This window comes from Lysinibacillus sp. DFXJR4 (genome assembly GCF_057196045.1).
In genome coordinates this window covers 863,555-888,197 of the sequence record NZ_JBXUNW010000001.1, presented here as the reverse complement: position 1 = coordinate 888,197, position 24,643 = coordinate 863,555, and the positions used below count along the sequence as shown (strand labels likewise).

The 24,643-nt window shown below is 34.0% G+C and carries 23 protein-coding genes; 3 read left to right on the top strand and 20 right to left on the bottom strand.

The window, feature by feature from the left end:
* From AC2CGN_RS04530 to AC2CGN_RS04455, 16 genes are all read right to left on the bottom strand, one after another.
* Positions 1-1,092 (bottom strand): FecCD family ABC transporter permease, encoded by a 1,092-nt coding sequence (locus AC2CGN_RS04530; RefSeq protein ID WP_484512398.1) that lies wholly within the window; start codon positions 1,090-1,092, stop codon positions 1-3.
* Positions 1,093-1,094: 2 nt separating this feature from the next.
* Entirely contained in the window at positions 1,095-2,129 is a 1,035-nt protein-coding gene (locus AC2CGN_RS04525; protein WP_484512396.1) for an ABC transporter substrate-binding protein, read from the bottom strand.
* Positions 2,130-2,163: 34 nt separating this feature from the next.
* Positions 2,164-3,600, bottom strand: coding sequence for an MFS transporter (locus AC2CGN_RS04520; protein WP_484512395.1), 1,437 nt, complete (start codon positions 3,598-3,600; stop codon positions 2,164-2,166).
* Positions 3,601-4,010: 410 nt separating this feature from the next.
* Positions 4,011-4,556, bottom strand: coding sequence for a type II toxin-antitoxin system HicB family antitoxin (locus tag AC2CGN_RS04515; RefSeq protein WP_484512393.1), 546 nt, complete (start codon positions 4,554-4,556; stop codon positions 4,011-4,013).
* A 438-nt stretch (positions 4,557-4,994) separates the two neighbouring features.
* The gene (locus tag AC2CGN_RS04510) at positions 4,995-5,378 is read right to left on the bottom strand and encodes a VOC family protein (RefSeq protein WP_484513153.1); all 384 of its coding nucleotides are present in this window, start codon (positions 5,376-5,378) and stop codon (positions 4,995-4,997) included.
* A 97-nt stretch (positions 5,379-5,475) separates the two neighbouring features.
* Positions 5,476-5,754 carry an ArsR/SmtB family transcription factor gene (locus AC2CGN_RS04505; RefSeq protein WP_484512391.1) on the bottom strand — a complete coding sequence of 93 codons (279 nt, stop codon included), beginning with the start codon at positions 5,752-5,754 and terminating at the stop codon, positions 5,476-5,478.
* Positions 5,755-5,784: 30 nt separating this feature from the next.
* A complete protein-coding gene (locus AC2CGN_RS04500) occupies positions 5,785-6,687 on the bottom strand; it encodes a DMT family transporter (protein ID WP_484512389.1) in 903 nt (300 codons plus the stop codon).
* Positions 6,688-6,704: 17 nt separating this feature from the next.
* Entirely contained in the window at positions 6,705-7,529 is an 825-nt protein-coding gene (locus AC2CGN_RS04495) for a helix-turn-helix domain-containing protein (RefSeq protein ID WP_429986943.1), read from the bottom strand.
* A gap of 630 nt (positions 7,530-8,159) precedes the next feature.
* Positions 8,160-8,651 carry a YfbM family protein gene (locus AC2CGN_RS04490; RefSeq protein ID WP_429981190.1) on the bottom strand — a complete coding sequence of 164 codons (492 nt, stop codon included), beginning with the start codon at positions 8,649-8,651 and terminating at the stop codon, positions 8,160-8,162.
* Positions 8,652-8,932: 281 nt separating this feature from the next.
* Positions 8,933-9,352: a pyrimidine dimer DNA glycosylase/endonuclease V gene (locus AC2CGN_RS04485; protein ID WP_429981189.1), complete on the bottom strand. Its 420-nt coding sequence runs from the start codon at positions 9,350-9,352 to the stop codon at positions 8,933-8,935.
* A gap of 1,023 nt (positions 9,353-10,375) precedes the next feature.
* Positions 10,376-11,905 carry a multicopper oxidase family protein gene (locus AC2CGN_RS04480; protein WP_484512387.1) on the bottom strand — a complete coding sequence of 510 codons (1,530 nt, stop codon included), beginning with the start codon at positions 11,903-11,905 and terminating at the stop codon, positions 10,376-10,378.
* 111 nt (positions 11,906-12,016) lie between these two features.
* Positions 12,017-12,580: a TVP38/TMEM64 family protein gene (locus tag AC2CGN_RS04475; RefSeq protein WP_484512385.1), complete on the bottom strand. Its 564-nt coding sequence runs from the start codon at positions 12,578-12,580 to the stop codon at positions 12,017-12,019.
* Between the two features lie 133 nt (positions 12,581-12,713).
* Entirely contained in the window at positions 12,714-15,779 is a 3,066-nt protein-coding gene (locus AC2CGN_RS04470; RefSeq protein ID WP_484512383.1) for a hybrid sensor histidine kinase/response regulator, read from the bottom strand.
* Between the two features lie 433 nt (positions 15,780-16,212).
* Complete coding sequence (gene ant(9) / locus AC2CGN_RS04465) at positions 16,213-17,004, bottom strand: aminoglycoside nucleotidyltransferase ANT(9) (protein ID WP_484513151.1); 792 nt, start codon at positions 17,002-17,004, stop codon at positions 16,213-16,215.
* A gap of 90 nt (positions 17,005-17,094) precedes the next feature.
* Complete coding sequence (locus tag AC2CGN_RS04460; protein WP_286923135.1) at positions 17,095-18,252, bottom strand: serine hydrolase domain-containing protein; 1,158 nt, start codon at positions 18,250-18,252, stop codon at positions 17,095-17,097.
* A gap of 437 nt (positions 18,253-18,689) precedes the next feature.
* A complete protein-coding gene (locus AC2CGN_RS04455) occupies positions 18,690-19,406 on the bottom strand; it encodes a YqeB family protein (RefSeq protein ID WP_484512381.1) in 717 nt (238 codons plus the stop codon).
* A 313-nt stretch (positions 19,407-19,719) separates the two neighbouring features.
* Between AC2CGN_RS04455 and AC2CGN_RS04450 the strand changes: the two genes are divergently transcribed.
* The 3 genes from AC2CGN_RS04450 to AC2CGN_RS04440 all read left to right on the top strand — a co-directional run bounded on the left by AC2CGN_RS04450 (position 19,720) and on the right by AC2CGN_RS04440 (position 21,802).
* On the top strand, positions 19,720-20,670 hold the full coding sequence (locus AC2CGN_RS04450; protein ID WP_286923133.1) for a helix-turn-helix transcriptional regulator: 951 nt from the start codon (positions 19,720-19,722) through the stop codon (positions 20,668-20,670).
* A gap of 64 nt (positions 20,671-20,734) precedes the next feature.
* On the top strand, positions 20,735-21,298 hold the full coding sequence (locus tag AC2CGN_RS04445; RefSeq protein ID WP_286923132.1) for a GyrI-like domain-containing protein: 564 nt from the start codon (positions 20,735-20,737) through the stop codon (positions 21,296-21,298).
* A gap of 84 nt (positions 21,299-21,382) precedes the next feature.
* Complete coding sequence (locus AC2CGN_RS04440; protein ID WP_484512378.1) at positions 21,383-21,802, top strand: DUF1801 domain-containing protein; 420 nt, start codon at positions 21,383-21,385, stop codon at positions 21,800-21,802.
* A 150-nt stretch (positions 21,803-21,952) separates the two neighbouring features.
* Here the strand turns inward: AC2CGN_RS04440 and AC2CGN_RS04435 are convergent, their stop codons facing one another.
* From AC2CGN_RS04435 to AC2CGN_RS04420, 4 genes are all read right to left on the bottom strand, one after another.
* A complete protein-coding gene (locus AC2CGN_RS04435; RefSeq protein ID WP_286923130.1) occupies positions 21,953-22,351 on the bottom strand; it encodes a cytidine deaminase family protein in 399 nt (132 codons plus the stop codon).
* A gap of 147 nt (positions 22,352-22,498) precedes the next feature.
* Positions 22,499-23,050: a GNAT family N-acetyltransferase gene (locus AC2CGN_RS04430; RefSeq protein ID WP_283871671.1), complete on the bottom strand. Its 552-nt coding sequence runs from the start codon at positions 23,048-23,050 to the stop codon at positions 22,499-22,501.
* A 5-nt stretch (positions 23,051-23,055) separates the two neighbouring features.
* On the bottom strand, positions 23,056-23,688 hold the full coding sequence (locus AC2CGN_RS04425) for a TetR/AcrR family transcriptional regulator (RefSeq protein WP_429986938.1): 633 nt from the start codon (positions 23,686-23,688) through the stop codon (positions 23,056-23,058).
* 297 nt (positions 23,689-23,985) lie between these two features.
* Entirely contained in the window at positions 23,986-24,519 is a 534-nt protein-coding gene (locus AC2CGN_RS04420) for a dihydrofolate reductase family protein (RefSeq protein ID WP_484512375.1), read from the bottom strand.
* Between the last annotated feature and the right edge of the window lie 124 nt (positions 24,520-24,643).

The window sequence follows — 24,643 nt, the reverse complement described above, 5'->3', positions numbered from 1 at the left end:
TTAGTTTCCCCCGAATCCATAACTTTTTTTGATTAACATGTACATAAAGACTGGTGCACCCAAAAGCGATGTAACAATTCCAAGTGGTAATTCTCCATTAAGAATTATTGTTCGTGCAAATACATCCGCCCATATCATGAATAATGAACCAAACAGAAGAGCAACAGGTACAAGTCGCTTATGATTGGATCCGACAACACTACGCACTATATGGGGAACAATAAGACCTACAAACCCGATAATTCCACAAGTTGAGACAAGCATGCCGGTGATAATTGATGAGATTATCATATACAATCGTCTATAATAATTTAGATTAATTCCTAACGTAACCGCTGTTTCCTCCCCCATCAGCATGGTATTAAGAACTCGAAATTGGAACAGAAAAAATAACCCTGCCACAAGAACCACCGCTGTTACAAATGGAAGTGTTCCCCATTCTGCAGAGGCCAAGCTTCCCATTGTCCAGAAAGAAATGGAGCGAATACCCTCTGTGTTTTTAGCAAAGTAAATAATAAAGTTTGAAAATGCACTACATAACGCATTAATGACAGTTCCAGCTAAAATTAGTTTCACTGAGGAGGTTTTACCGCCGATGCTAGCCAAACCCAAAACAAGAACTGCTGCGCATAAAGCTCCGATAAATGCCCATGTCGCAACGCTAAGCTCTCCTAAGATGCCTCCTACTCCAAACCCAAGCATAATGGAGAACGTTGCACCCAATGAAGCGCCAGAAGATATTCCTAGTATAAATGGGTCAGCCAATGGATTTTGAACTGATGCCTGCATGATAGTTCCACATAGCGCTAAACCTGCACCCGTTACCATAGCCAATAACACTCGTGGAAAGCGAATTTGCCATATCACATCTAGAAACATGCCATCTGCATCTTCGATGATGTGGCTAGTATGTAATCCTGTGATATGCTCCACTAAAATCCAAAAAGATTGATTATAGGGAATAGATACTTGTCCAATTGAAACCGAAACAACGACGGATAAAGCAAGTACAATGAATAGTATCACTATAATTGTTGAGGACAGGTAACGTTTATCTTTCCATCTTTCCATACTTCTTTGTGTGGTTATCATGTCTATTCTCCTTTAAACAGTTCAGGATGAATATATTGGGCAACATCCTTATACAAATCTGTAAGCCCAAGACTTCCACGAACAGCTGTCGTATATTCGACAACTTTTACATTTCCATTTTTAATTGCCGTCGCATTTTTCAGCTTTGGATTGTTCAAGTATTGATTAATCAAAGCTTCACTATCTGATTTTTGAAATCCAGTAATGATAATTTTATCCGGATTTACGGATAGAATCGATTCCTCAGACATCTCTACATATGTTTCCTTAGACACTTGAATATACTCTCCTCCTGCACCTTCAATCATTTCATCAATGAGACAAAGTGTTGGACCATAATAATAAGTCGTTTCTCCACTAGTTCCAAGCAACAGAATTTTAGGCTTGTCCTTTGCAAGCACAGCTTTCGTCTGAATATCGTTAATCTGTTCTTTTTGCTTGTCTACAAAAGCCTCCGTCTTATCTTGGATGTTCAGTACATTTCCTAGATTCGTAATATCTTCAAAAAAGCTGTCGATGGTGCGACCAGTAGTATAGTTGATTCCAGAAAGTACTGGTATGCCCCTCTTGTTCCAAAAAGAAATATCCCCAATCCGTTCTTTTTGGAAGGCAGAGGACATCGAGATAATCAAATCCGGCTGCAACTCCAAAATAGCCTCTTTTGAAGGCCACATATCCGTAATAATAGGAAGTTTTTTAATTTGTTCTTCATATTCTGAAAAGGATTTGTCCAAATAAGCTAGTCCAACGATACGTTTTTCTTCTCCGAAAGCAAGCATCCACTCTGCAAAACCTTGCCCAATGACCACAATGCGTTTCGGTTCTTTTTCAATCGTTTGTTGTACTTCCTTCCCTGTGTCGTCATAAACCGTTAAAGTCAACGGGTAATGGCTTTTTCCAATCGAATTACTTTGAGTTGCTTCGGTAAGACTCTGACTCGGCTTTTTATATTCAACTGTCTTTTGCGAGCAAGCAGATAACATTAACAAGCAAAGCATGACAATCATAAACATCGAGACGTATTTTCTCATAAACATATATTCTCCCTCCTAATTTTATACAATTTGATTTCTATTTGTTTTGTCGGTTAAATAAGAAAACAAGACAAACATAAGCAGACAAAGAGAGTCCTCCACATAGCATTAAAGAGGCGGAAAATGCACTTACATAGTTGGATATGGTCGCATTTGTCAAGGAATGTCCTAAAGCAACAGTGAATACAATACTACTCAATGCTACTCCTAATGAATTGGCCAAATACATTACTGTATTAAATAAGCCCGAACCTGTCCCTGCTTCTTCCCTTGGAATGGTATTTAACACAACTCTAGTAAGTGGTGTTGTAACTAGACCGAGTCCCAGCCCGTACACTAGTAGAGTCAAACTATATGGCAGATGCAACAGATGTGTAGCATCAATATGCAATAATAAAATAAGTAAAAAACAACAACCTGCCGTAATTAACGCGCCAATTTTCATCACAACCATTCCCCATCTGTCCACCACTCGGGATGAAATTAGTGAAGTTAGGAAAAAACCGACACCTAGTGGTAGAAAAACAAAACTGGTCGCTTGGGCATCAAAATGTAAGCCAAACTGCAAATAATATGTCAAGATGAAAAAGAGGGAGAACATGCTAAGATAAATAAAAACAACTGAAAGCAATCCCACTCCAAATAAACGTTGTTTAAAAATCATCAAATTGATAAGTGGTCCATCATCTTGTTTTTGCTTATGAACCTCCACTACAATAAATGCAAGCAGGAGCACTAACGATAAAATCAAACATCCCCATATCCAAAGTGACCATCCCTGTTTCTGTCCCTCTGATAACGGATAAACTAGCAGAAACAATCCGCTAATAAGGAAGGCTGTACCAGTCCAATCAATTCTCTGTGCGCGGTTGCCATGCGATTCCTGGATCAGAGGTAAACATAGCAGAACAAGAATACCGAAGGGAACATTGAAAAAAAATACAGTTCTCCACCCTAAGGAAAATACATTCCAATTAACCAGAATGCCTCCCAATGTAAGTCCAAATGCAAATCCGAACCCTAGTAAAGCACCGTAAATACTGAAGACAAGACCTTTTTCACGCGATAGAAAATTTATCTGCATCATGGAAAGCACTTGGGGTTGTATTAATGCTGCTGCAATTCCTTGCACAATCCGAATGACAATTAGGATTGTCGAACTGGATGTAAAACCTCCCAACATAGACATGAGCGTGAATCCGCTCACCCCAATAAGCAGAAGCCGCTTCCTGCCATAAATGTCACCAAGTTTTCCACTTATAACCAATGCGACGGCTAAACTGAACGAAAAACAGGTCATAATTAGTTGAGCATCTGTAAAACTTGCGTTTAAACTACTTTGTATTAATGGCAACGCGACCTGAATCATATAGGTATTCAAAGAATTTAGCAGTATCGGAAGAAGAATGACCGCCAGCGCATACCATCGTCGCGGATCAATCTGTTGCTCCAACTTTTCGCCTGTTGTCGCCATAGTACCTCCTCCTCCATTACATAATTGACAATAAATTACAATACTATTTATAAAAATCTATCTATATGATATAAAGCTTCTAACCTCCCTTTGTTAAATCACTCCTCTGTCCATTTCCTAATCCGACATATAGCTTAATCGGAATTTTAATTGATAATTATTATCAACAAAATTAATTATCAATGATGTCTTCCTTTTTCTCTACCTGTTGCGGGAGATTCTCCTTTTATAGAAGGAGCAAAAATTTAAGAAAACAACAAAACCTGACAGGAGATGAGAATGAATAATTAACTATTCTTATCAAAAAACAAACAACAAAAAAAACGATTGCATGTTTGGCAATCGCTTCTTACTCATCAATTACTAAATAAGTATTATCTATAAATTGTTTTAGAGTTCGTATAACCGCTCTAAATTTCTTTTACTTTAATTACAAAACTATCAAATGCTTCTTCCGCCTCAACACGACGTTGTACTTTACAAATTTCAGGGTATGTAGGACAAAGTCTTAACAACTTCTCTTTTTTGATTTTAATAGGTAAATCACCATCAACCTTTACATCCCAAAATCCTCGTTTATTCTTATATGCAACGGCTCGAAATTCACTTTGCTCATCTCTTTTAAAATAGATATGCCAATGACGTCCAGGTAAATGATCCTCAATTTCCTTCGCATAATCACTATAAGATGTTTTTATAAAAACCAATTCCATCTCTTCTGTTACAAGATTAGCAGGAATGGGTGCCTGACTTGGTAAATCTTCATTATCATATAGAGCACCCGCTAACAAATATGCTAAAGCCTTCTTTGCTTTTTGAATAGCTTCCTCTTTCGTTGAGCCTGAGCTTAAGCAAACCTCCCACCCATATTCCGGAAGTAATGTTGGAAAATGAACTCCGAAACTTTCTTCCTCTATTCTTATAAATGCTGGATAAACCACATTTTCAAATGCCATATCAGCTTTACCTCCCATACATATTGATAAAAATTCAAATGTAAACTTGTTTACTTAAACTATAATTGGCTTTTCACTTGAATTTTGTGCGGCTGTACTTCCAAATCTAAATTAATTTCCGTTTCCCATTCAGTTGTCCAAGAAACTAAAAACACCCTCCTATTGGTAATCCAAGCATTTCCTGCACCTCTATATATAAATTTGAACGCATTCTTTAATTCTCTCTCCCTCTATTACTACATCAAAATAATTATTAACCGTAGACTTAGAATAAAATATGATTACATCCCCATGATGAATGAATAAATAGAAAAAGCGTGTTTTGAAATTGATCAAACACGCTTTTATTTCAATTAATCATCCCGATTGTAAAATGTAAAATGTAAAATTTAGACCTGTATAACCTCATCGTAAAAATTGGTTAAGATTAACATAAAGTTACTGCTGTATAATCTGAATAAGGTTGCCACATGTATCGTCAAAGACAGCTATTGTGATCTCCCCCATTTTTGTCGGTTTCATAGTAAACTTTACGCCATTTTCGACTAATCGTTCGTACTCCTTGTCAATATCTGCAACACCAAACATAGTTACTGGAATACCATCTGCAAATAGCTTCTCTTGATACTCTTTCGCAGCAGGGTGCTCATTAGGTTCAAGTAAAAGCTCGATACTTCCTTCCTCATCAGGAGAAACAATCGTTATCCATCTGTATGCTCCACTGGGAACGTCATGCTTTTTTACAAAGCCTAATGTTTTTGTATAAAATTCTAGTGCTTTGTCTTGATCTTGGACGAATATACTAGTAATAATGATTTTCAACATGTTTTGTCCTCCTTACTATTTTTACGCTATATGGTTCACTTCTAACAATCTGGCTCCAAATTGCAAAACTCATACATCATCATTAGTGATAATGTTAATTTAACCATTCTTCCAGTAAACTTCTTAGTGGTTCTTTGTTAAATGTGAGTACTCTATGTTTTCCCTTTCGTTTCGAAATTACAAGCCCTGCATCCTCCAATGTCTTAAGATGTTTAGCTATCGCCTGTCGTGAAATGGCAAGGTTATGTTTCATAACGAATTGTGCCGTAAGTTCATATAGCGTCCGCTCATTGTGTTCTGAAAGTTCATCTAATATAATCCGCCGAGTCGAGTCGCCAAGTGCTTTAAATATACTACCTTTATCCCAATCCATATTTCAATTTTAGGCAACCTCACAGTTGCTCTAATCACTACGTTTGTATTGCAAAGCTTTACTCTCGGAAATAAATAATCCTACTAAAGTAAGTATGATTCCAATCATAGCGAATCCTGTAATTCTTTCATTCAGTACAAGTACCGAAGTAATAACGGTTATTACGGGAACCATATAGATATAAACACTAGTTTTTATTGCACCCAATATTTTTACTGCAGAATTCCACGTTACAAAACAAATTGCAGATGCTCCCACCCCTAAAAATAGGATATTCAATAGATTAATTGGTTGCATTAGTTGATTTATATTTGGTTTATATCCAACGATAAATAATGTAGGTATCATAAAAATTAACCCATAGAAAAAAATTCTTCGTGTTGTTTGAATCGTATTATACTGAAACTCGCTAATTTTCTTGGTCAGTATAGAATAGATAGCCCATACTGCCGCCGCTAAAACAGCTAGTAGATCTCCCAATGGATTTAGTTTTAAGTTGCTACTTCCATTGTAGCTAATAAAGAAAATACCAACTAGTGCAACTACAAAACCAATCAAAAACTGGTATCTTAATTTCTCACCATTCAAAAATAAATGGGCAAGGAAGGCAGTAAAAAACGGTGCTATTGAAATAATGACACCTACATTGGATGCAAAGGTACAAGTTAGTGCTATATTTTCGAGTAAATAATATAATGTAACACCACATAATCCTGCACCTGCAAAATACAGCTCCTGTTTTTTTTCTTTCACACTAAACCAGTGAGGATAAACAAGGAGTAGAACAAGGAAACCAATGATAAATCTCAAAAATAAGATTTCAATAGGTGAAATTGTATCTAATAAGATCTTAGTTGATATGAAGGTTGTACCCCAAATAAAAATAGTGATTACTGCTAAAAAATGTCCGTTAATCTTTTTTTCTGTATCCATATAAATCCTTTCTATGATCAGTTCCGTACATCCTTAAAAATATTCATATACTGTTTTGGTGTAAGCCCTATAAACTTCTTGAAAAAGTTAGAAAAATGACTTTGATCAGTAAATCCTGTCTTAAATGCCACGTCTATTGGTAATATTCCATGCTCTAGCATTTTTTTCGCCTTATCTATTCTTATAGTTTCTAAATAACTGTATGGAGAGATGCCCATTTGCTTGGTAAAAGATCGAAGCAAATAGTATTTACTCAATCCTGTTAGATTACATAGGTCCTCTAGTATAATATTATCCATGTAATGTTTTTCTAAAAATTCACAGATTGCTGTTATTTTTGTGCTTTGCGCTGTAGTACTTGTTGATATCCTCTGCTCCGTATATTCTTCCATTAGCTGCTCTAAAAGAAAATAAAAAACTTCCTCTTTTCTAAAGCAAGCTTCTTCCTGCATAAGCATCTGATGTAGATCCTGAAGTACAGCTACCCATTCATTATGAAAAAGTACTGGGGGAGTAAAATATGGTAGTAGCTCTTCTCCTGTAATAGCAAAGACAGCCCTTCTCATCACTTCAGGTTGGATATTTATACAGCGATAATCTAATGTTTTACCATCAATTTGCTCGCAAGCATGATTGTCACGGGGATTAAATAACAACAAATCTCCCGGTTCAATGATATATTCCTTAGATTTGCAGGATAAAAGTCGTCTACCACTTTCTATAAACCCAATCACATAATATTCATGAAAATGATTAGGGAATTTTTGCATAATTCCCTTGAAATGATAGGCCTCAATCTTTAATTGGGCATCATATTTTACTATTCTCATTTCCTGCTTCATACGTTTTGCCTGCCTCCCTTCTTGATTACCTGCTGCCCAGTATAGCAAAAGTAGAAATCACATTCTTGTATGATATTGCCCTCTATACTTTTTAATCAAAAATTCTAGGTGTCTTTGCTGTATACGGAATCGTTATCAGCTGTTCATTAAAGAATAGGGATCCTCACATTGCTTTTTTGTGCAGCCCTTTCCAAGATTTATTTTCAGTAGCGATAGAGATACCATAGACAGATCATAAGGGAGAATCACCAACATATTCTGATTGATTAAAAATGTGAATTTCAGTACTTAAAGATAACTCATTCAATTTTTTATCCTATAAATACTTTCAAAAATAATCTTTCTCAATTTAAAAGCACAAAAAGCTATCAATGGATTTTATTTTATGAATTTAAGGGTAAATTCAATTTTTAAATACTCTAAGGAAGGAATGGTTAGAATTGATTATTAAAATTTGTCTAACTTTGATTAGTAGATGTAAAAATTTCACTAAGGGAGAAGGATTTTATGTGAAGCATAGAACGTAACTTTCGAGGGAAAAGCGCAATAAGTAAAAAATGAAAAACGGAATACTTCTCTATTATGCAAAAGTCTGGCAGGTGTTACCAGACTTTGTAGTATGCACAGATATTACGAAATACAAAATACTAGTCCTTTGCCTTCAGATATGGTTTCAGCAAAGAACTTGCGAATATCTTTAAAATAACTATATAGGTAGTCAAAAAATTGCTCTGCCTCTCCATCTTTCACATCGCCGTCGCCGTATAGAGGATAAATATCTCCCTCAAGCATCTTGTTATAGTTGTATTTAGCCAGAAGTTCATCTCGTGTCATGGCCACAATGGCTTGATAGGCTTCACGAAGTTGTGGCAGAGTTAAATAAAAGGCGCCAATATCTCCAAATTCCAAATAGTTGTCCTGATCCATCGGAACGACATAACCAAGCGGTGGCTCACCATCGCAAATATCATCGCAAAGTACGTAATAAAGTGCCTGCCATGATTTATCAATATCAAGATTTTCTCTGTTATAGGGATCCATGTCCTCTAGCATTTTAGTTCCAGCCGCAAGCTGCTGGATTTCTTCTTCCGGAAAAGCAATGTAGTAGCCGATCATTCCCATTTGTGAATACCCCCTGATTTCGCTGCAATTATTTTGAATATGATGTGAATATCGGAAGTTTTTAAGTATTTTTTATATAAACTCAATTAAGGTTATAAAAATACAAATATTCTAATTGGTTTTTTAAAGTTTTGGCCAATATTGAGATTGTCAGGACACATTGCTAATCATTTTTTTGACAAACTACAAATATTTGATAATCAACAGTTGTTCCTTTAGCACATGCACCAGTATCTGTTGTTCTAAAAATGCTTGAAAAACACTAACTTGTGAAAAGAAATCTATTTAAAACCATCGATACTGTTCTTAAGTATGTCATTTACATACCTACATAAATTATTATACTTATCCTCTTCAAAATCTTTCTGACCCCGTATAAATTTTTCTTTTAGATTGTAATAACAAATTTGAAGATATTCATTGTCATGATGATTTTTAAAAGGTTTAACATGCTTAACCGACTCTAAATCTCCGAAGTATTTATTCATTTTTTCATATGATCTAATTTGATAACCACGTTTTTTCATTTCTTCAATTACTTTTTTCGCATAAATATACAAATCATTTTTAGGATATTCATATATATAATTAATTAATATATGTTTATCCTCTTTAGCAAATATACTATTTAATTCTCTCCACTGTGAAAGTAGCTGTCCTTTTGGTAAATAATTTAGTAAATCAACATGCCATAATCTCATTTTTTATTACTCCTTTTAATAAACGGTTCTATATACATAGAATTGAAACCCAAAATTTATATTAGATTCAAATGTTAGCTTAATCTTTGTGTTAACTCTTACTTGTCAACTCAACCTACCCTTTCATTTAGCTCATAAAATACGCACAAACGCCGACACTACATACTATAATGACCAAAATACAAAAAACTTCTTGGTAAATGACCAGCTCACACCTGGACCATCCCTCCACAATTTAAAATAAAATATTAAACCAAGAAAAACAGTAAAAATAAATATTCATTTAGGGTTAGTCGTCTTATAATATTGACTGAAGTTTAATTGCTAACTGAGTTGTTTATACTGGGACAAGCTCTATTGTTTAATCTGTTTCAAGATCCTTTATGCTATAACTTTAATAGAAGCGTTACTTGATTGTCTCATTTTTGATTCTTTAATTAGGTGTCAAACTACCTTACAAGTTAATTGATTAAATCCCACCATTTTTTAGGAATGCTGCCCTTTTGATGTTTAACAAACCGCCTATTGTCCATGGCTAACTAATTTTTTCATTATTACCCCTATATAAATCCAGTTTCTTTAACATTACAAGTTCAAAGTTAAAAATTTCAAAAAAATCTAATTTCTAAAAAAATTGCTATGTACATGTTCATTAACAGCCATATCAAAATCACCAGAAATCCCCTTCTATGTAACTGGATTAATAAAAAATTAGCATTTTTTAGGTTTTTGTCGAATACATAATGAAATCTTTGTTTTGAGGGGAGGATTGCTGAATTGACGAGAAAATGTGCATGATTGACTAGTATTTGTGATTAATAGAAGGCTACTTGTACTTAATAGAATATGGTTTGAAATGAATATGAATGCAGCGCTTTCGCGACAACAAAAGCAAGCCCAGACTTAAAATAAATGAGTATCTGGGCTTTGTGTATAGAGTTGAGGAATCAAGAATGACGGTAGAACATCATTATTTACAGAATTCTCTACTAAAATAGCAACTAAATAAACCAATTCTAAAGTTTAATTTACCTCAACTTGCCCCATCATTCCATTTTCTTCATGTTCAAGGATATGACAGTGGAACATGTAAATCCCTTTATCATTAAACTTTACTGCTAGTTTTACTGTTTGACCAGCTTCGATTGAAACTGTATCCTTCCAGCCCTGTAGGTTTGCAGGAGGTTCTTTTCCATTCATTGAAACTATTTTAAATTGCGTACCATGGATGTGGAAAGGATGCGTCATGCCACCCATCATATCTGGTTTATTGTATATTTCCCATACCTCAGTATCACCTTGTTTTTGAGTGAAATCAATACGGTTCATATCAAATTTTTTATCATTTATTGTTGCCATTTTTCCCATTCCGAAAAGTTCAAGTTTTTTTGTTACTGATAAGTTTCTCTCACTATCTGTAACCATATAATCATTTAAATTTTTTGGGATTTCCCGTGCATTCTTCTTTTGTTCATCAACTGTGAATGGTAATAAAATTATATCTTCTTCATTTACTAAAGCCATTTCACTTTTAGCATCAAATTTTGAAAAGTCCAGAATAATTTCTGCTCTCTCACCTGGTGATAATGTAATTTCACTCATAGAAATTGGTTTATTTAAAAAACCACCATCAGTAGCTATTTGTTGAAACTTATTTCCTGTATTTAATTTAAATGTATAATTTCTTGCATTCGATCCGTTCAATAAACGAAGTCTCACTTTTTCTTTTCCAACTGTAAGTTTTGGATTTAATGTACCATTAATTAATAATGTGTCTCCAATAGTACCATCCTCATTAAGAACTGATTGGTAGTCAAATTGCTTTTCCTTAGTAAACTGTCTATCTTGAAATATTAAAGGAAAATCATTTTCTCCGTATTCATTTGGTAGTCCAAGTTTTTTTGACTTGTCATCTTCAATATAGATTAAACCAGCTAAGCCTTTGTACACCTGTTCAGCTGTAGCACCCTCTGGATGTGGATGGAACCATAATGTTGATGCTTCCTGACTTACTGTAAATTTCACATCTTTTAATGAGCCTGGTTCCAGTATTTGATGTGGACCTCCATCGCCTTCACCTGGAATTTCTACGCCATGCCAGTGGAATGTTGTTTGTTCAGATAAATCATTTTTAGTTCTTAATGTTACGGTTTCTCCTTCTTTCAAACGGATAATAGGTCCTAAGAACGAACCATTATATCCATATGTCTCAGTTTCAATACCTTTAAAGATTTCCTTCGTTCCTTGTTGTGCAGTAATATTAACGACTCCATTCTTAGGTTCAACTAGTGTGGGTAGCGCTATTTCATTTTCTCCGGTGGAATTATTTAACGATAGTGGATTTGTATGATTCGCATGGCTATTCTCCATATCTGCCATTTCCCTCTGAGGCATGTTGGAATGATCCATCCCCTCCATGTTCGATATTTCTTTCTGCCCCATACTGGAATGATCCATAGTTTTACCTTCATTAGAACCTGAATTACTTGCATTACATCCTCCAATAATAACAGTTCCAAGTAGTAAGGAAGTAATTAAAATTTTTGAATTCATTATGTTTCCTCCTTTATTTTTCATTACAATGGAACTGTAACAAAAAAATATGGAGAATCTATGGATATTAAAATTCATCTTATGATAATATATACCTCAATTGAAAGAATACTAAGTGTTTCTATTTGCTATCTCTTTTCTTCTAACTCTCCCAATCCACATCAATATAAGAACGAAGGCTACAAAAATTACAATTTTCCATTTTAAATTGATTTGCATAAAACCAAAGACTGTACCAGCTTCCATAATAAGTGAAGGTATTTTTCCTAGAGTACTAGCGATTGCAAATAAACTAATCGAGACTTTGGAAAAAGCGCTCCCTAATGTTATAGCACCAGAAGGAATAAAAGGAAGAATTCTCAAGCATAAAATAATCCAAAAAGCCTTACTTCCTTCAAGATGCTTTAGTTTTAACATTACTGGGTGCTGGAAATCCTTTAATCTCCATATTTTCAGACCCTTTCTATATAAAACAAAGCTAATGACTGCACCTAATCCCTCACCTATAATTGAAACAATTAACCCATGATAAAACCCAAAAAACGCAAGGTTAGCTGCTGTAATAAAAACACTCGGTAATATACCAATAATACTAATAACAATATTAACAAATAAGCTAATCAATATTGCAAAAAAACCTGCATGTTCAAATATTTGAAGGGTAGTTTCTTTCATAATTCATCCCATTCTTTAATTTTAAATCCTGTCCTTTCCACCTATCAGCACCCTTTCCTCGAATGGTTAGTCTGGCTAAATAGAGAGTTTTATGTTTAACTTCGAATAATCCAACAAACTTATTAATTATTGATTACTCAAAAATATTTGGTAACCGTTTAGGAATGTAAAATGAAACGATTGTGCCATGATTTAATTGGCTTTCAATTTGAATTCCTCTTCCGAAAATTCGTTGAAGACGATGGTTTGTATTGGCTATGCCAATACCATGTTGATGTTTATTAGTCCTTAAAAGAATTTCCTCAATCTGACTAGCTGTCATACCAACCCCATTATCCTCTACAGAAACAACATGATAAGTCTCATGATTTTTTACGGAAATCACAACGATTCCACCTTCTGCTTTTTTGAGAATGCCATGATTCAGAGCATTTTCTACAATGGTTTGAACAGAAAGAGGTGGTATAAGTATCCCCTTTAGTTCATCTAAATCCCAAGAAACTTCGAGTCGGTCGCCAAATCTTTCACTTTCTATAAACAAATAGGAACGAACAAGATCGAATTCTTCTTCTATGGGGATTAAGTTTTTTATGTTGTCTGAACTAAAACTCTTTTGTAAATAATTACCGAATTCAATCAATAAATCAGTCATTCGAGAAGGATTTATTTCACCTAAAGAAGAGATTGTATTTAATGTGTTAAAAAGAAAATGTGGCTTTATTTGCGCTTGCAAATATGCAGCTTCTAGACGTAATTGCTCTTTAATTGCTTGATTTTGTGCAAGCAGCGATTGAACACGTGCTTTTAGTTCAAGGGCATTTGTTGGCTTTGAAACATAATCATTTGCACCTGCAAGAAATCCCGTGTAAACATCTATTGGTTGGGTTCTTGCAGTCAGCAGCAATACAGGAAGCTCTACAATTGTAAAGCGCTTGCGGATTTCCTTACACAATTCATAGCCTGACATTTTTGGCATCATAACATCGGAAATAATCATATCCCAATTTCCAGCGTCAATCATTTTCAGTGCCTCAGCTCCACTCGTGACAGTATAGATATGATATAGTTCTCCCAGTACACTACTAATAACTTTTAAGTTAATCGGATCATCATCAACAATAAGTATATTGCTACTTAGCACTGCCCTTTGTTCATCATCAATTAATGGTTTTGATGTGATATCAGAAGAATTTTTAGTTAGTGGATAGATATTAGTTGCTGAAACCTCCTGTTCAATAGATACATTTGAATCGATTGCTAATGGAATCGTGAAAGACAAGGTTGTCCCTTTGTCTTCTTCTGATTGTACTGCAATTGTCCCCCCATGAAGTTCGATTAACTGTTTGGCTATATTTAGACCAAGTCCGATACCCATTACAGTAGTCTTTTCAAAACGCTCATAACGAAGGAAAATGCGTTTTATTTCGTCCTCACTCATTCCTATGCCAGTATCGCTAATCAATATAGTTGCTACCTTATCATCATGAATGGCATTGATTGTAATACTTCCTTCATGCGTAAATTTGACAGCATTATGAAGTAAATTAAAAAGAATTTGGACAAGTCTGCTCTCATCCGCATAAACTGGTGGGAAAAATGCTGAAATTTCTGAAATGATATCCAATTTTTTTGTATTTTTTATAAATTGAATCATATCAATAACCGCAGATGTAACACTATATAAGTTGAGTGTTTTTTGATTTAGCTGAATTTGTCCTTCTTCTAGTTGATTTATATCTAATAAATCATTCAAAGTAAATGCCATTCGATTGCCAATTTGTAATAGCAATTCAAGATTTTCTTTACTTTTCTTTGATAATTGCGATGACTCCCTTTCAAGAAGCGATTGTGTAATGTTTAGTATACCGTGCAATGGATTACGTAGTTCGTGAGATGTATTCGCTAGAAATATATCTTTCTGAACATCCAACTTAACTAGTTTTTCATATTGCTCATTATTTAATCGAATAACATTAATATGTCGCCTTATCAGTAGTAGGGCAATAACAATTATTGAAATGAAAAAATCGAATGGATAGTAAGGTATATTAACTACAAGAGTTTTAATGGCAGTTCCCCATATACTATTTGATATAAAACAAATTAAATAAAAAAGTATAAAAATCCCATCAATATTTCCTTTTACAATAGCTGAAATAGTAGGCACAATAAGCTGGGTGGCAATAAAAATTCCGTAAATAATTACAATCAATTTCATAGGTGTATAGTGCAAAGCTGAAGTTAACATTATCGTCAGAGCTATGGGAATGAATAGTACGTATAATACATTTGATAGTGTAGACTTAATTTTATAGAGTTCATTGATAAATGTTAATGTTAAGAGTAGTAATCCGATTAGTAACACTATCAGCAATTTAATGTAGAGTGCATTCTTTATTGGGAGATTTAACAGAACATTATCGTCTATTAAAATAATAAATCCATTAAGAATGAGTAAAAAACTAAAATAGAGTAATTCCTTTTCATATTGCCCTCTCCCAAGGAAGAAAATCGATAACGCATAGAAACCGTGTAGAAAAAAAATCACACTAACTAGTAATTGCAATGATTCGGAGAAGGTGGCTCCCTTTGTAATTGCAGAATGAAGCCCAAAATAGACCGAATCTTTCAAACCTCCCGAATTAAAACTATCATAATTGGAAATTTGAATAATTAAGTCAATTTCTTTTGCCTCAGAGGAAAATATGGCCGTCATGGGTCCCTGTTTTTTTATTTGCTCTAATGGGTATTTATTAGCAAGGTTTTCACTATTCACTAATTTTCCGTTCACATAAATACTTGCATACGACTCAAATCCTTCTAATTTAATTCCATATATCGTTTCATCCTGATCGGGAAGCAAAATTTTAAGCCTGTAGGAGGCATTACCTATAGAGGACCCCTCAAGCGCCTCCATTTGTTCTTTCCAATTACCAGGAACTTGTATGTACTGTGGTTCGATATTTGTGCTAGAATCGTCAATTATAAACTTTGAAGGATAAAATAGCCATTCCCCATTTAAAAAAATAACCTTATCTTCCGTTAACGTTATATGACGTAAATCAACAACTCCCCTTTCTGCAGTTTGATTTGTAGGTGCATTAAAATAAAGAAACCATCCAAAGCGCATTGATAGTAAGATAAAAATAAAACTAATAATTATCAGTAATTTTTTTGATTTCGTAACTTTATTTATCAAAATTATTTACCTCTTTTTACCTTCCAGTAAATTTCGTGATAATTACTTCTCTTTAAGCCTTAGCTCTTTTAGTGTCAGTATTTATAATGAATAATTCTTACTACTCTTACTATTTTCATCCTCTTACTCAATTTAACTATTTTTGATCTGCTTGTCACTATCAACTTTCTGTACAGCCTTTAATTAAACAATGCTTTCAGTTCTGACTCTTCTCACACCCTATTAAATTAGTAACCGCAAACTTTACTTGTAGGAAATAAAAGTAATTATTATCAAACTCTGATTTGTTATTTTACCCTTCATCTTATTTATCTTCTAATAAAAAGCACCCTTAAGCCTATATTTTATGCCGATAAGCGAAAAAATCCATTTTGAAAAATTTGATCAAAATGGATTCGTCCTTTGTTTTAGTATTGTTCAATTATAAAAAAGTTCAATCGATTTCGCTAAGACAAGTTTCTATAGAATTTTTCATATAATAAATGAGTGCTGTCACCTCGGAATCCCTTGCTTCCCACTTATCAACAATTTCTCCACGATAAGCTTTTCTAGCTAAATCGAGTAAAGTCGAATATTCTTTGGGTAACCGAGGTAAAGCCCATTTTGCAGCCATATCTTTTGAAGAAATTTCACCGATAGACACCGTCTGCCACATTCGAGCTAGGGTTAAAATTACATTACGTTCATCACCTATGATACCCTCTACCAACCCTGGTAAAGATTCCTTAATCGCTCTTCGAATATCTATCATCGGAACGGGATCAAGTATATCTGAAGCATTAGGACCAAATAGAGAAATACTATTCATCCTCACTTGTGCTAAAACAATTGCCAAATCAGGATCATAGGTTGGTTCCTGGATTTGTCCTTTTTCAAACTCACTTCTGAGCCACTCCCCATAAATAAATTCATTTTTGGGTGGGTATCGCCAAGGTACAAGATCGCTATGATTTACCACCGTGACTTCAAGTGGTCTGATAGAGTCTGTGTTTCCTATTTTTCCAGATATCAGCATTAATTTGTCCGTTAGTTTTTTTCGAGTCCCCTCAGATAAACAATGTTTCACGACCACTAGGACATCTACATCACTGTTAATGCGTAAACCACCATTTACCACAGAACCAAATAAAAATACTCCGACTATAGATTTTCCAAGCAATTTCTCTACGATTTTTAGTGCTTGTATGGCTTGCTTTGGTATTTCTTTATTACTCAAATCACTCACCAACTACAAAATCCCCCTCTAAATTAAGCTGACATAATATACGTTTATGCTGGTTTATTGGGATTCAATTCAATTTTATTAAACATAATCCTACTTAATTGGGCAATTCATCAGCAAGTTTACTATTTCTTCGTATTTCTCTCCATCCAAACTAGAGTCATCAGTGTTTATAAAAGCTATTAAACCTACGTTGTTTGAATTTACATACATAGATGTATCTACTCCAGGATCACTGCCAGTATGTCCCCAGACCTTTTCGCCACTATAACTCCAGAATAATCCTATATTTTCATCAGTTTCTTTGCATTCTGGAGGAACATTCGTGTCGTTAAATTGTTTTTGTAGCATTAAATCAATGCTTTTCGCTGTAATAAATGTATCTTGTCTTTTCATAATAGCTTGCAAGTATTTCGATAGATCATTAACCGTTGTCATAACCCCGCCATCAGGATACGTAATTAACTCATAAGCAGGCATTGGTTCAAGGGTGGCACCCATAGATTCTGTATGATTGGTAAAATCAATCCTCAGTTTAGAATAATTTAAAGCTATGTTTGCTAGTTTGAACTCGCTCCTGTTCCAACCGCTGTTGTTCATAGATAGCTTTTCAAATATATTTTTCCTCACATAATCGGCATATGTCATTTTGCTTCTTGCTTCGATGCAGTACCCTGCAAGTGCAGACCCGATATTACTGTAAGAAAAGCTTGTTCCTGGTTTATTGTTTGAGAAATTGTCCCTTGAATACCATTTACCCTCAGGATTCAGATAGCTATATAAGAAATCTTTCAAGGTCATATTCTTTGCGCCATAAGCACTGTATGAATAGATATATTTAGTTTCGTCGTCCTCAATTCCGGATGTATGTGAAGCAAGATTTTTTAAAGTAATTTTCCCATTTGGAAAATATGGGTTTACTACTTTGAAAGGAAGTATGTCATTGATATCTTCATCCAGGCTAAGCAAGCCATCTTCCTGAGCTTTTGCCAATGATCCTCCAATAAAGGTTTTACTTATAGAAGCAATATTAGTAACTGTGTCCAATGTGTAAGGAATTTTCTTTTCAAGATTGGCATATCCGATTTCTTTCTTGTACAATACTTTATCTTTGGTAAAAACAAGTACAGCTACACCTGGAACTTTAAGCGAATCAAAAAGTGATGTCAGTTGTTTGTCGAATTGCTGCACTTCTTTACATGTTTTTTCGTTTTCAGTTGAATTCATAGCATATTCAGGCAGTTGAGACATACGAAAAACCTCCGTTTATTATTGTTATTTGCTTTCTTTAAAATAAGTTTCCATCTTTCACTTGTGCAAGACTGCTAATAATTAATATGTATACGTAACTAAAAAGACGAAATTAAGCATTTTTCGCATTTTACAAGCTCTTCACTATGCTCGACTTCCTCTATTATGTTAAAAATGCTTAAATAAGAAAGTACAAAATTGAAATTAGCTTTGTTTCCTAATTAATCGACTAAAAAAAGAAATTCATTAATTTCAACTCAAGTAATTAAAAAAGTGATTTTGCTTTATCTTTTTTTTTATGCAAAACAAAGACTGAACCTAATAATTGGATTCAGTCTTAATTTTTCTAGACAGTCTTTTGTAAAATATTGCTACATTAGTAAATAACATATTAATCTTTTATAATAATCTTAATAGTCTTCATTTATCTTTGTTGCTCATCGATAATATTGACTTTTATCTTTTTCTTTAACTGATATTCTTAGCTTCCAAAGCTCTTTAGCTAGCTGAAAAACTTCCTCATCCTCACCTTTTTCAATTGCTATTTTCCTTGCTTTTAATAGTGCATTTGCTGCTGGTGATAAATCTGGACAATCTACAACCCATTTTTTAAAATCTTCTTTAAATGGATCGATATCATTCCAAAAATAATTATGTTTTATAAATGCAGCACTAATGGCATTTCTATTTAGCTCTTGTTTATATCGAAAAATTTCTTTCTTATCGTTGCCTAGCAAAACTAACTGTTTTTCATCTAACAATACAAGTGAGATATCTTCCTTATTTAATAGAATTTCATCATCTCTAAGTTTTAAAATTACTTTCTCATCATCTATAATCATTTCTAAGCTCTCATGAAAAGATAATAAAGTCAATGCAAATCCCACAATCAAACCAAGGGCCATCGTGATAAAACCAACCCAAGCTCCATTAAAGGATGCAATTAAGTTTAAAGGTCCCTGAAAGAAAGGCACCCACGGCAAAGTGCTTACCCATTTTGAAATACTAGGAAGAAACCAACCTAGCACTAACCCGATGATAGGGAAACCGAGCCACAAGATAACTTTATCTGTTTTAGAAAAATTTAATATTGTATGACTATTGTTCATTATTTCACCTTTCCTACTTAACGATAGGTAAATAATAACATCCAACTAAGATTATTGTCAAAATCCTAAATTCGAAATCCCCGAAAATTTACCTTTCAAAGTTATTATGATGATCCTCCACTCCAATTAATTTTTCTGTCGTAATATTAGAAGCAATTGAAATAGATTTATAATCCAAGTTAACTTACAATAAATAGTATCTTTAAAAAGTGTATAGTATTTTAACGTATTAAACAGTTAGGTTTGCACTTCATCTAGTAATGTATTACTGTATTATTCTAAAAAATTCTAATATTAAGACTTTTATCAATATCTTAATGAAATAGATTCTTGCTTATTAAAACGGAGGTTACATATTGTGAAACTTGAAAGACTATTATCCATCATTATTCTACTGCTAAACCGACGTATGGTACAGGCTAAGGAGTTGGCAGAGCGATTTGAGGTATCTGTACGAACGATATATCGAGATATTGACGCAATTAATGCGGCCGGCATCCCAATCGTCACCTATCAAGGAACAAACGGTGGTATTGGTTTGTCAGAAGGTTATCGTTTAGATCGAAATATACTAACAAATGACGAGCTTGCTACTATCGTTACTGCCCTACGCAGTATCTCCACTTCATATAGCAAAGAGCAACACCAACGACTAGTAGAAAAAATAAATAGTGTCGTACTACCAGAACATGAAGAAGAATTTCAACATAAGACAAATCGTGTACTTATAGATTACTCTCCTTGGGGTGGTAGTAAACATCTCCGTGCGAAATTAATTTTGTTAGACGAAGCATTAGATAGCTGTGTATTAGTTAACTTCACCTATTCCAATGCAGAAGGTGAAGTTTCCCAGCGAAATGTAGAGCCTCATATGCTCATTCTCAAAGGAAGGCAATGGTATCTGCAAGCTTATTGTTTAGAAAAAGAAGAGTTCCGCCTTTTTAAACTAAAAAGAATGAAAGGGCTTAGAATAGATCATGAAAAAACCTTCATTCGTCGAAATCCCTCTAATCAGGAGCATAACGAAGGTAAGAATAAATTAAAGCCATCAACACCAGAAGTTGTCTTTCGTTTCCAAGATAAGGCTCGTCATTTAGCTGAAGAATGGTTTGGCATTGAAGAACTTTTGCCAGTTGAGGATGGAAGTTGGCTAGTAAAAAAGGCATATCCAGAAAATGAATGGCTCTATAGTTTCATTCTTAGCCTAGGACATCATGTAGAGGTGCTTGAGCCTCAACATTTACGGAAAATCATTACTAGTCGTGCGGAAAAAATAGCAAAAGTTTATAAAAATGACAAAGCAACTTGACAGGCAGTTGTCAGGTTTACTGTTTTATACTGGTTTCATTCTATAATAAGGAGAATGATTAAGGATGAAACAAAACAAAGAAAAGAATTTGACAGAATGGAAACATGAAACGTCTGAAGACAAAATTACTTTAAAACGAATTGAACCTACCCGAATTGAGGAATTACCCTCCTTCACGTTAGCTGGAATTAGTGCCGTTACAACAAATGAAACCGAACTAAGCAAAGATGGCAAAATTGGTAAGTTATTTGAACAGTTCCATTCGCAAAATATTGGTAACAAGCTAGGTGTTACTATACAAGAAGATGGTCATTATAGCTGTTACTTCAACTATGAACAGGGAGATGCAGGACTTTATGAAATAATGGTCAGCGTTAAAGTTCAGGAAACATCACAGCTTCAAAATTTAGATAGGTTAAATGCATTTACGGTACCTGCTGCAAAATATGCTGTATTTGTCACTGAACGTGGACCAATTATTGAGATGGTCCAGCGTACTTGGTCTGATATTTGGCAATGGTCCCAGCAGCCAGGTAATAACCGAGCATTTACAGGGGATTTTGAATATTATAGCAAGGATATTAATCCAGAGGATGGACAAGCGGAAATTTATATTTCGATAAAATAGCTTTTATATAACAACAGTCAACCTGAATAGAATATCTAAAAATATTTGTTGACTAGTTGTTATTAAAAAAAGGGAATGAATAATATGAGTACAATTGAAAACACTAAGATGGGGATAGTATTCAAACAGTATCCTGAACACATTCAATCTAAACTTTTGATTCTTCGCCAGTTAATTATGGATACTGCAAAAGAGATTGAAAACCTTAATCATGTGGAAGAAACGATAAAATGGGGAGAGCCTAGCTATATTACAAAAAAAGGTAGTACAATTAGAATCGGCTGGAAACAGTCAAGACCAGATCAATACGCCATGTATTTTAACTGTAATACAAAGTTAATTGATACGTTTAAAGAGGTTTATAAAGAGTTATTCAATTATGAAGGTAGCCGAGCGATTGTATTTGCTGTGAATGATGAAATTCCAATAAATGAATTAAAACAGTGCATTGCATTGGCACTCACTTATCATACTCGAAAACATCTACCAATGCTCGGGATATAATAAATTAGAGTGAGCTGTAAATAAGCTCACTCTCTATTTGATCTTGCCTTATTTTAATAGCAAATTTTCATCAGATATTTCAGTTCCTAGTGGACAATGAATGATGGTTCCTTGGTTCTTTCTAGGAATCCCCTCCATTATTAGAATCAATTACCACTCTCTGCCTCGGTTGGTTTTCCAGTCATACGGCAAAATCTCTTTCAATAAAACAACAGTGTCATTTTCAACCTCTACAGCGGCTTCTAAGTTTTCTTTTGAAAGCTGACTGATTAGCTCACGACACCGTCCACATGGCGGAACAGCATTTCCTTCCGAGTCTACTGCTACAAAAGCTTTTATTTGATATTCGCCATTTTTCAACATGTCAGCAACTGCTGCATGCTCTGCACAAAAACCCATGGAACAAGCTGTATCTATGCTAATCCCTGTATAGATATTCCCATTTATGGTTTCAATGGCTGCACCAACACTTCCGTATTGAATAAAATCATTTAATTCTGTAGGTGAAGTAACTGCAGTTGCAATCTTTTTTAATTCTTTAAAATTCATAAGTATCAACCTCCTTTTCTAGAAATGTGAAATCGATTGGATAAAAAGAGGATATAGTCAAAATCGACAGTCAGTGCCGATTGAAGTAATGTTATTTTGTGTACACCCATTTTACTAGATTAATTTTGTTTTTCCACCGTACAATTTTTATATTTTCTTTACTTGTTTCTCAAAGTATTCATTTTGCAGAATTCCCATATGAATGATGTCATGCCATTCCCCATCTCTAAATAGACTTTGTCTACTGTTTCCTTCCTGTTGAAAACCAATCTTATTATACAAATGTATAGCTCTATCATTAAATGAAAATACTTTTAGGTAAACTCGATGAAGATTCATTTCATAAAAAGCATAATGCAGCAATAATCCCAAGCTCTCTGAACCAAATCCTTTTCCCCAATACTTCTTTTCTCCGATGTCAATTATACATTCAGCATTTCTATTTTTATAATCAATGTTGATTAATGACACAATGCCAATTGGTATTTCATTTCCTTTTGTAAGTATAATATAGCTTTTGGCTGTATGAGATCCTAAAATAACATGATCTACAAATTCTTTCGTCTCATCTATTGGATAAACATCTAAAGATGGGTTAGTGGAATGCATAACTTCCACATCATTTCTCCATTGGTGATATAGTTCTGTATCTTCCTTTGTCATTTTTCTTAGTCTCACTCTTGATGATTCAAACAACATAAAGTTCACTCCTTATTGTAAGTGGATTTTGGATTAATTAATTTTTCTAAAGAGAAAAGTAATACGGATAACTGATCCTTTACTTTTGTTTGTTCATATCCTAGCTGAAACGTGTCCAACATTAAACCGTTTATAAATGAGAGGATATACCTTGCAATAGAATGGGTAGATTGTTGAGGGCTAAATTCCCCTTTACGCATGCCTTCATTTAATACTTCTTCTATTACTTCATTAATACGATGGTAGCGTTCAGAAATGTAAGGGAAATTACCTTTATTATGTGTGAATTTATACGATAAAAAGAATTCTGCCTTTGCATAGACCAATGTTTGATCAATTGCCTCAATATAAATTTGCTGTTCTTCAATCCATTTTTTTAACTGGGGCCACAGTGGGCCTTCCTCCGATGGCACAAAATATTGAATATCTTTTTCGTCATCATATTTTAAAACTTCAATAAATACGTGATTAATATTATTGAAATAACTATACAATGCGCCTCTGGATATTCCAGCTTTGTCCATTATATCCTGCATAGATGCGTGGACAAAACCTTTCTCGATAAACACCTTCTTAGCTGCCTCTATCAGCTCTCTCTCTCTTTCTTTTTTATATTCTTCACTAACCTTTGGTGCCATAAGTCACCTCCCTTAATGAATGACAGAATGCACACAACAAACTATACACTATTGTCGTTTATATTTCAGATTATACCGACACTAGTGTATAGTTTCAACCTTTATATTAAAAACTTGGGGAAAGGTCATAATAAATTCGCATTTTTCTGTAAAAAAATGTGGTTAGTATTTGGGCGGGGATTTTGATTTCATTTCCGCAGTACTTTTAACTATAAAAGGACAACTTCACTTAAAGGCAAAGTTGTCCTAATTTGTGTTAAATACGAAAAGCATTGGAATCTATTACACAACGAAATACTATTCCTTGTACTGCTTCACTTTATAATGCATCTGAACAAACTGACCATACCGCTTTGTATCAATTAAAATTAAATCGATTTGAGAATTTTTTTCTTTAAACAATGGAATACCAGAGCCAAGTATATGAGGTGTAACAGTAATAATATATTCGTCAATTAAATTTTCCTTTATAAAAGCATCAAGTATACTTGCTCCTCCAATCATCCATATTTTAGAACCCTGTTGTTTCTTTAATTTTCTCGTAAACTCTATTACATTTTCATTGACAAATTCCACATATTCATTTGAACCTTTTTCAGAATTGCTGAAGACATAGCATTTTTTTTCAGGATACGGAAATGATTCTGAGTTTTTCATTACATAATCATATGTCTTTTTCCCCATAATTGTTGTATCTATTGATTGATACATATCTTCGTATCCTGCATCACCCTCTCCTTCTGTCTCAATTAACCATTGTAAGTCATTATCTTCCTTTGCAATAAATCCATCTAAGCTTGTAGCAATGTATAAAACTATTTCACGTGACATAGTATAATCTCTCCTTTTTATCTTTTATATACTTCTTTCCTAAGTATTCAGGAACAATACTATAGTAACTATAAAACATGACAAGTAATGGCATGTTTAAATAAGAAATTTCATAAAAGGAGAT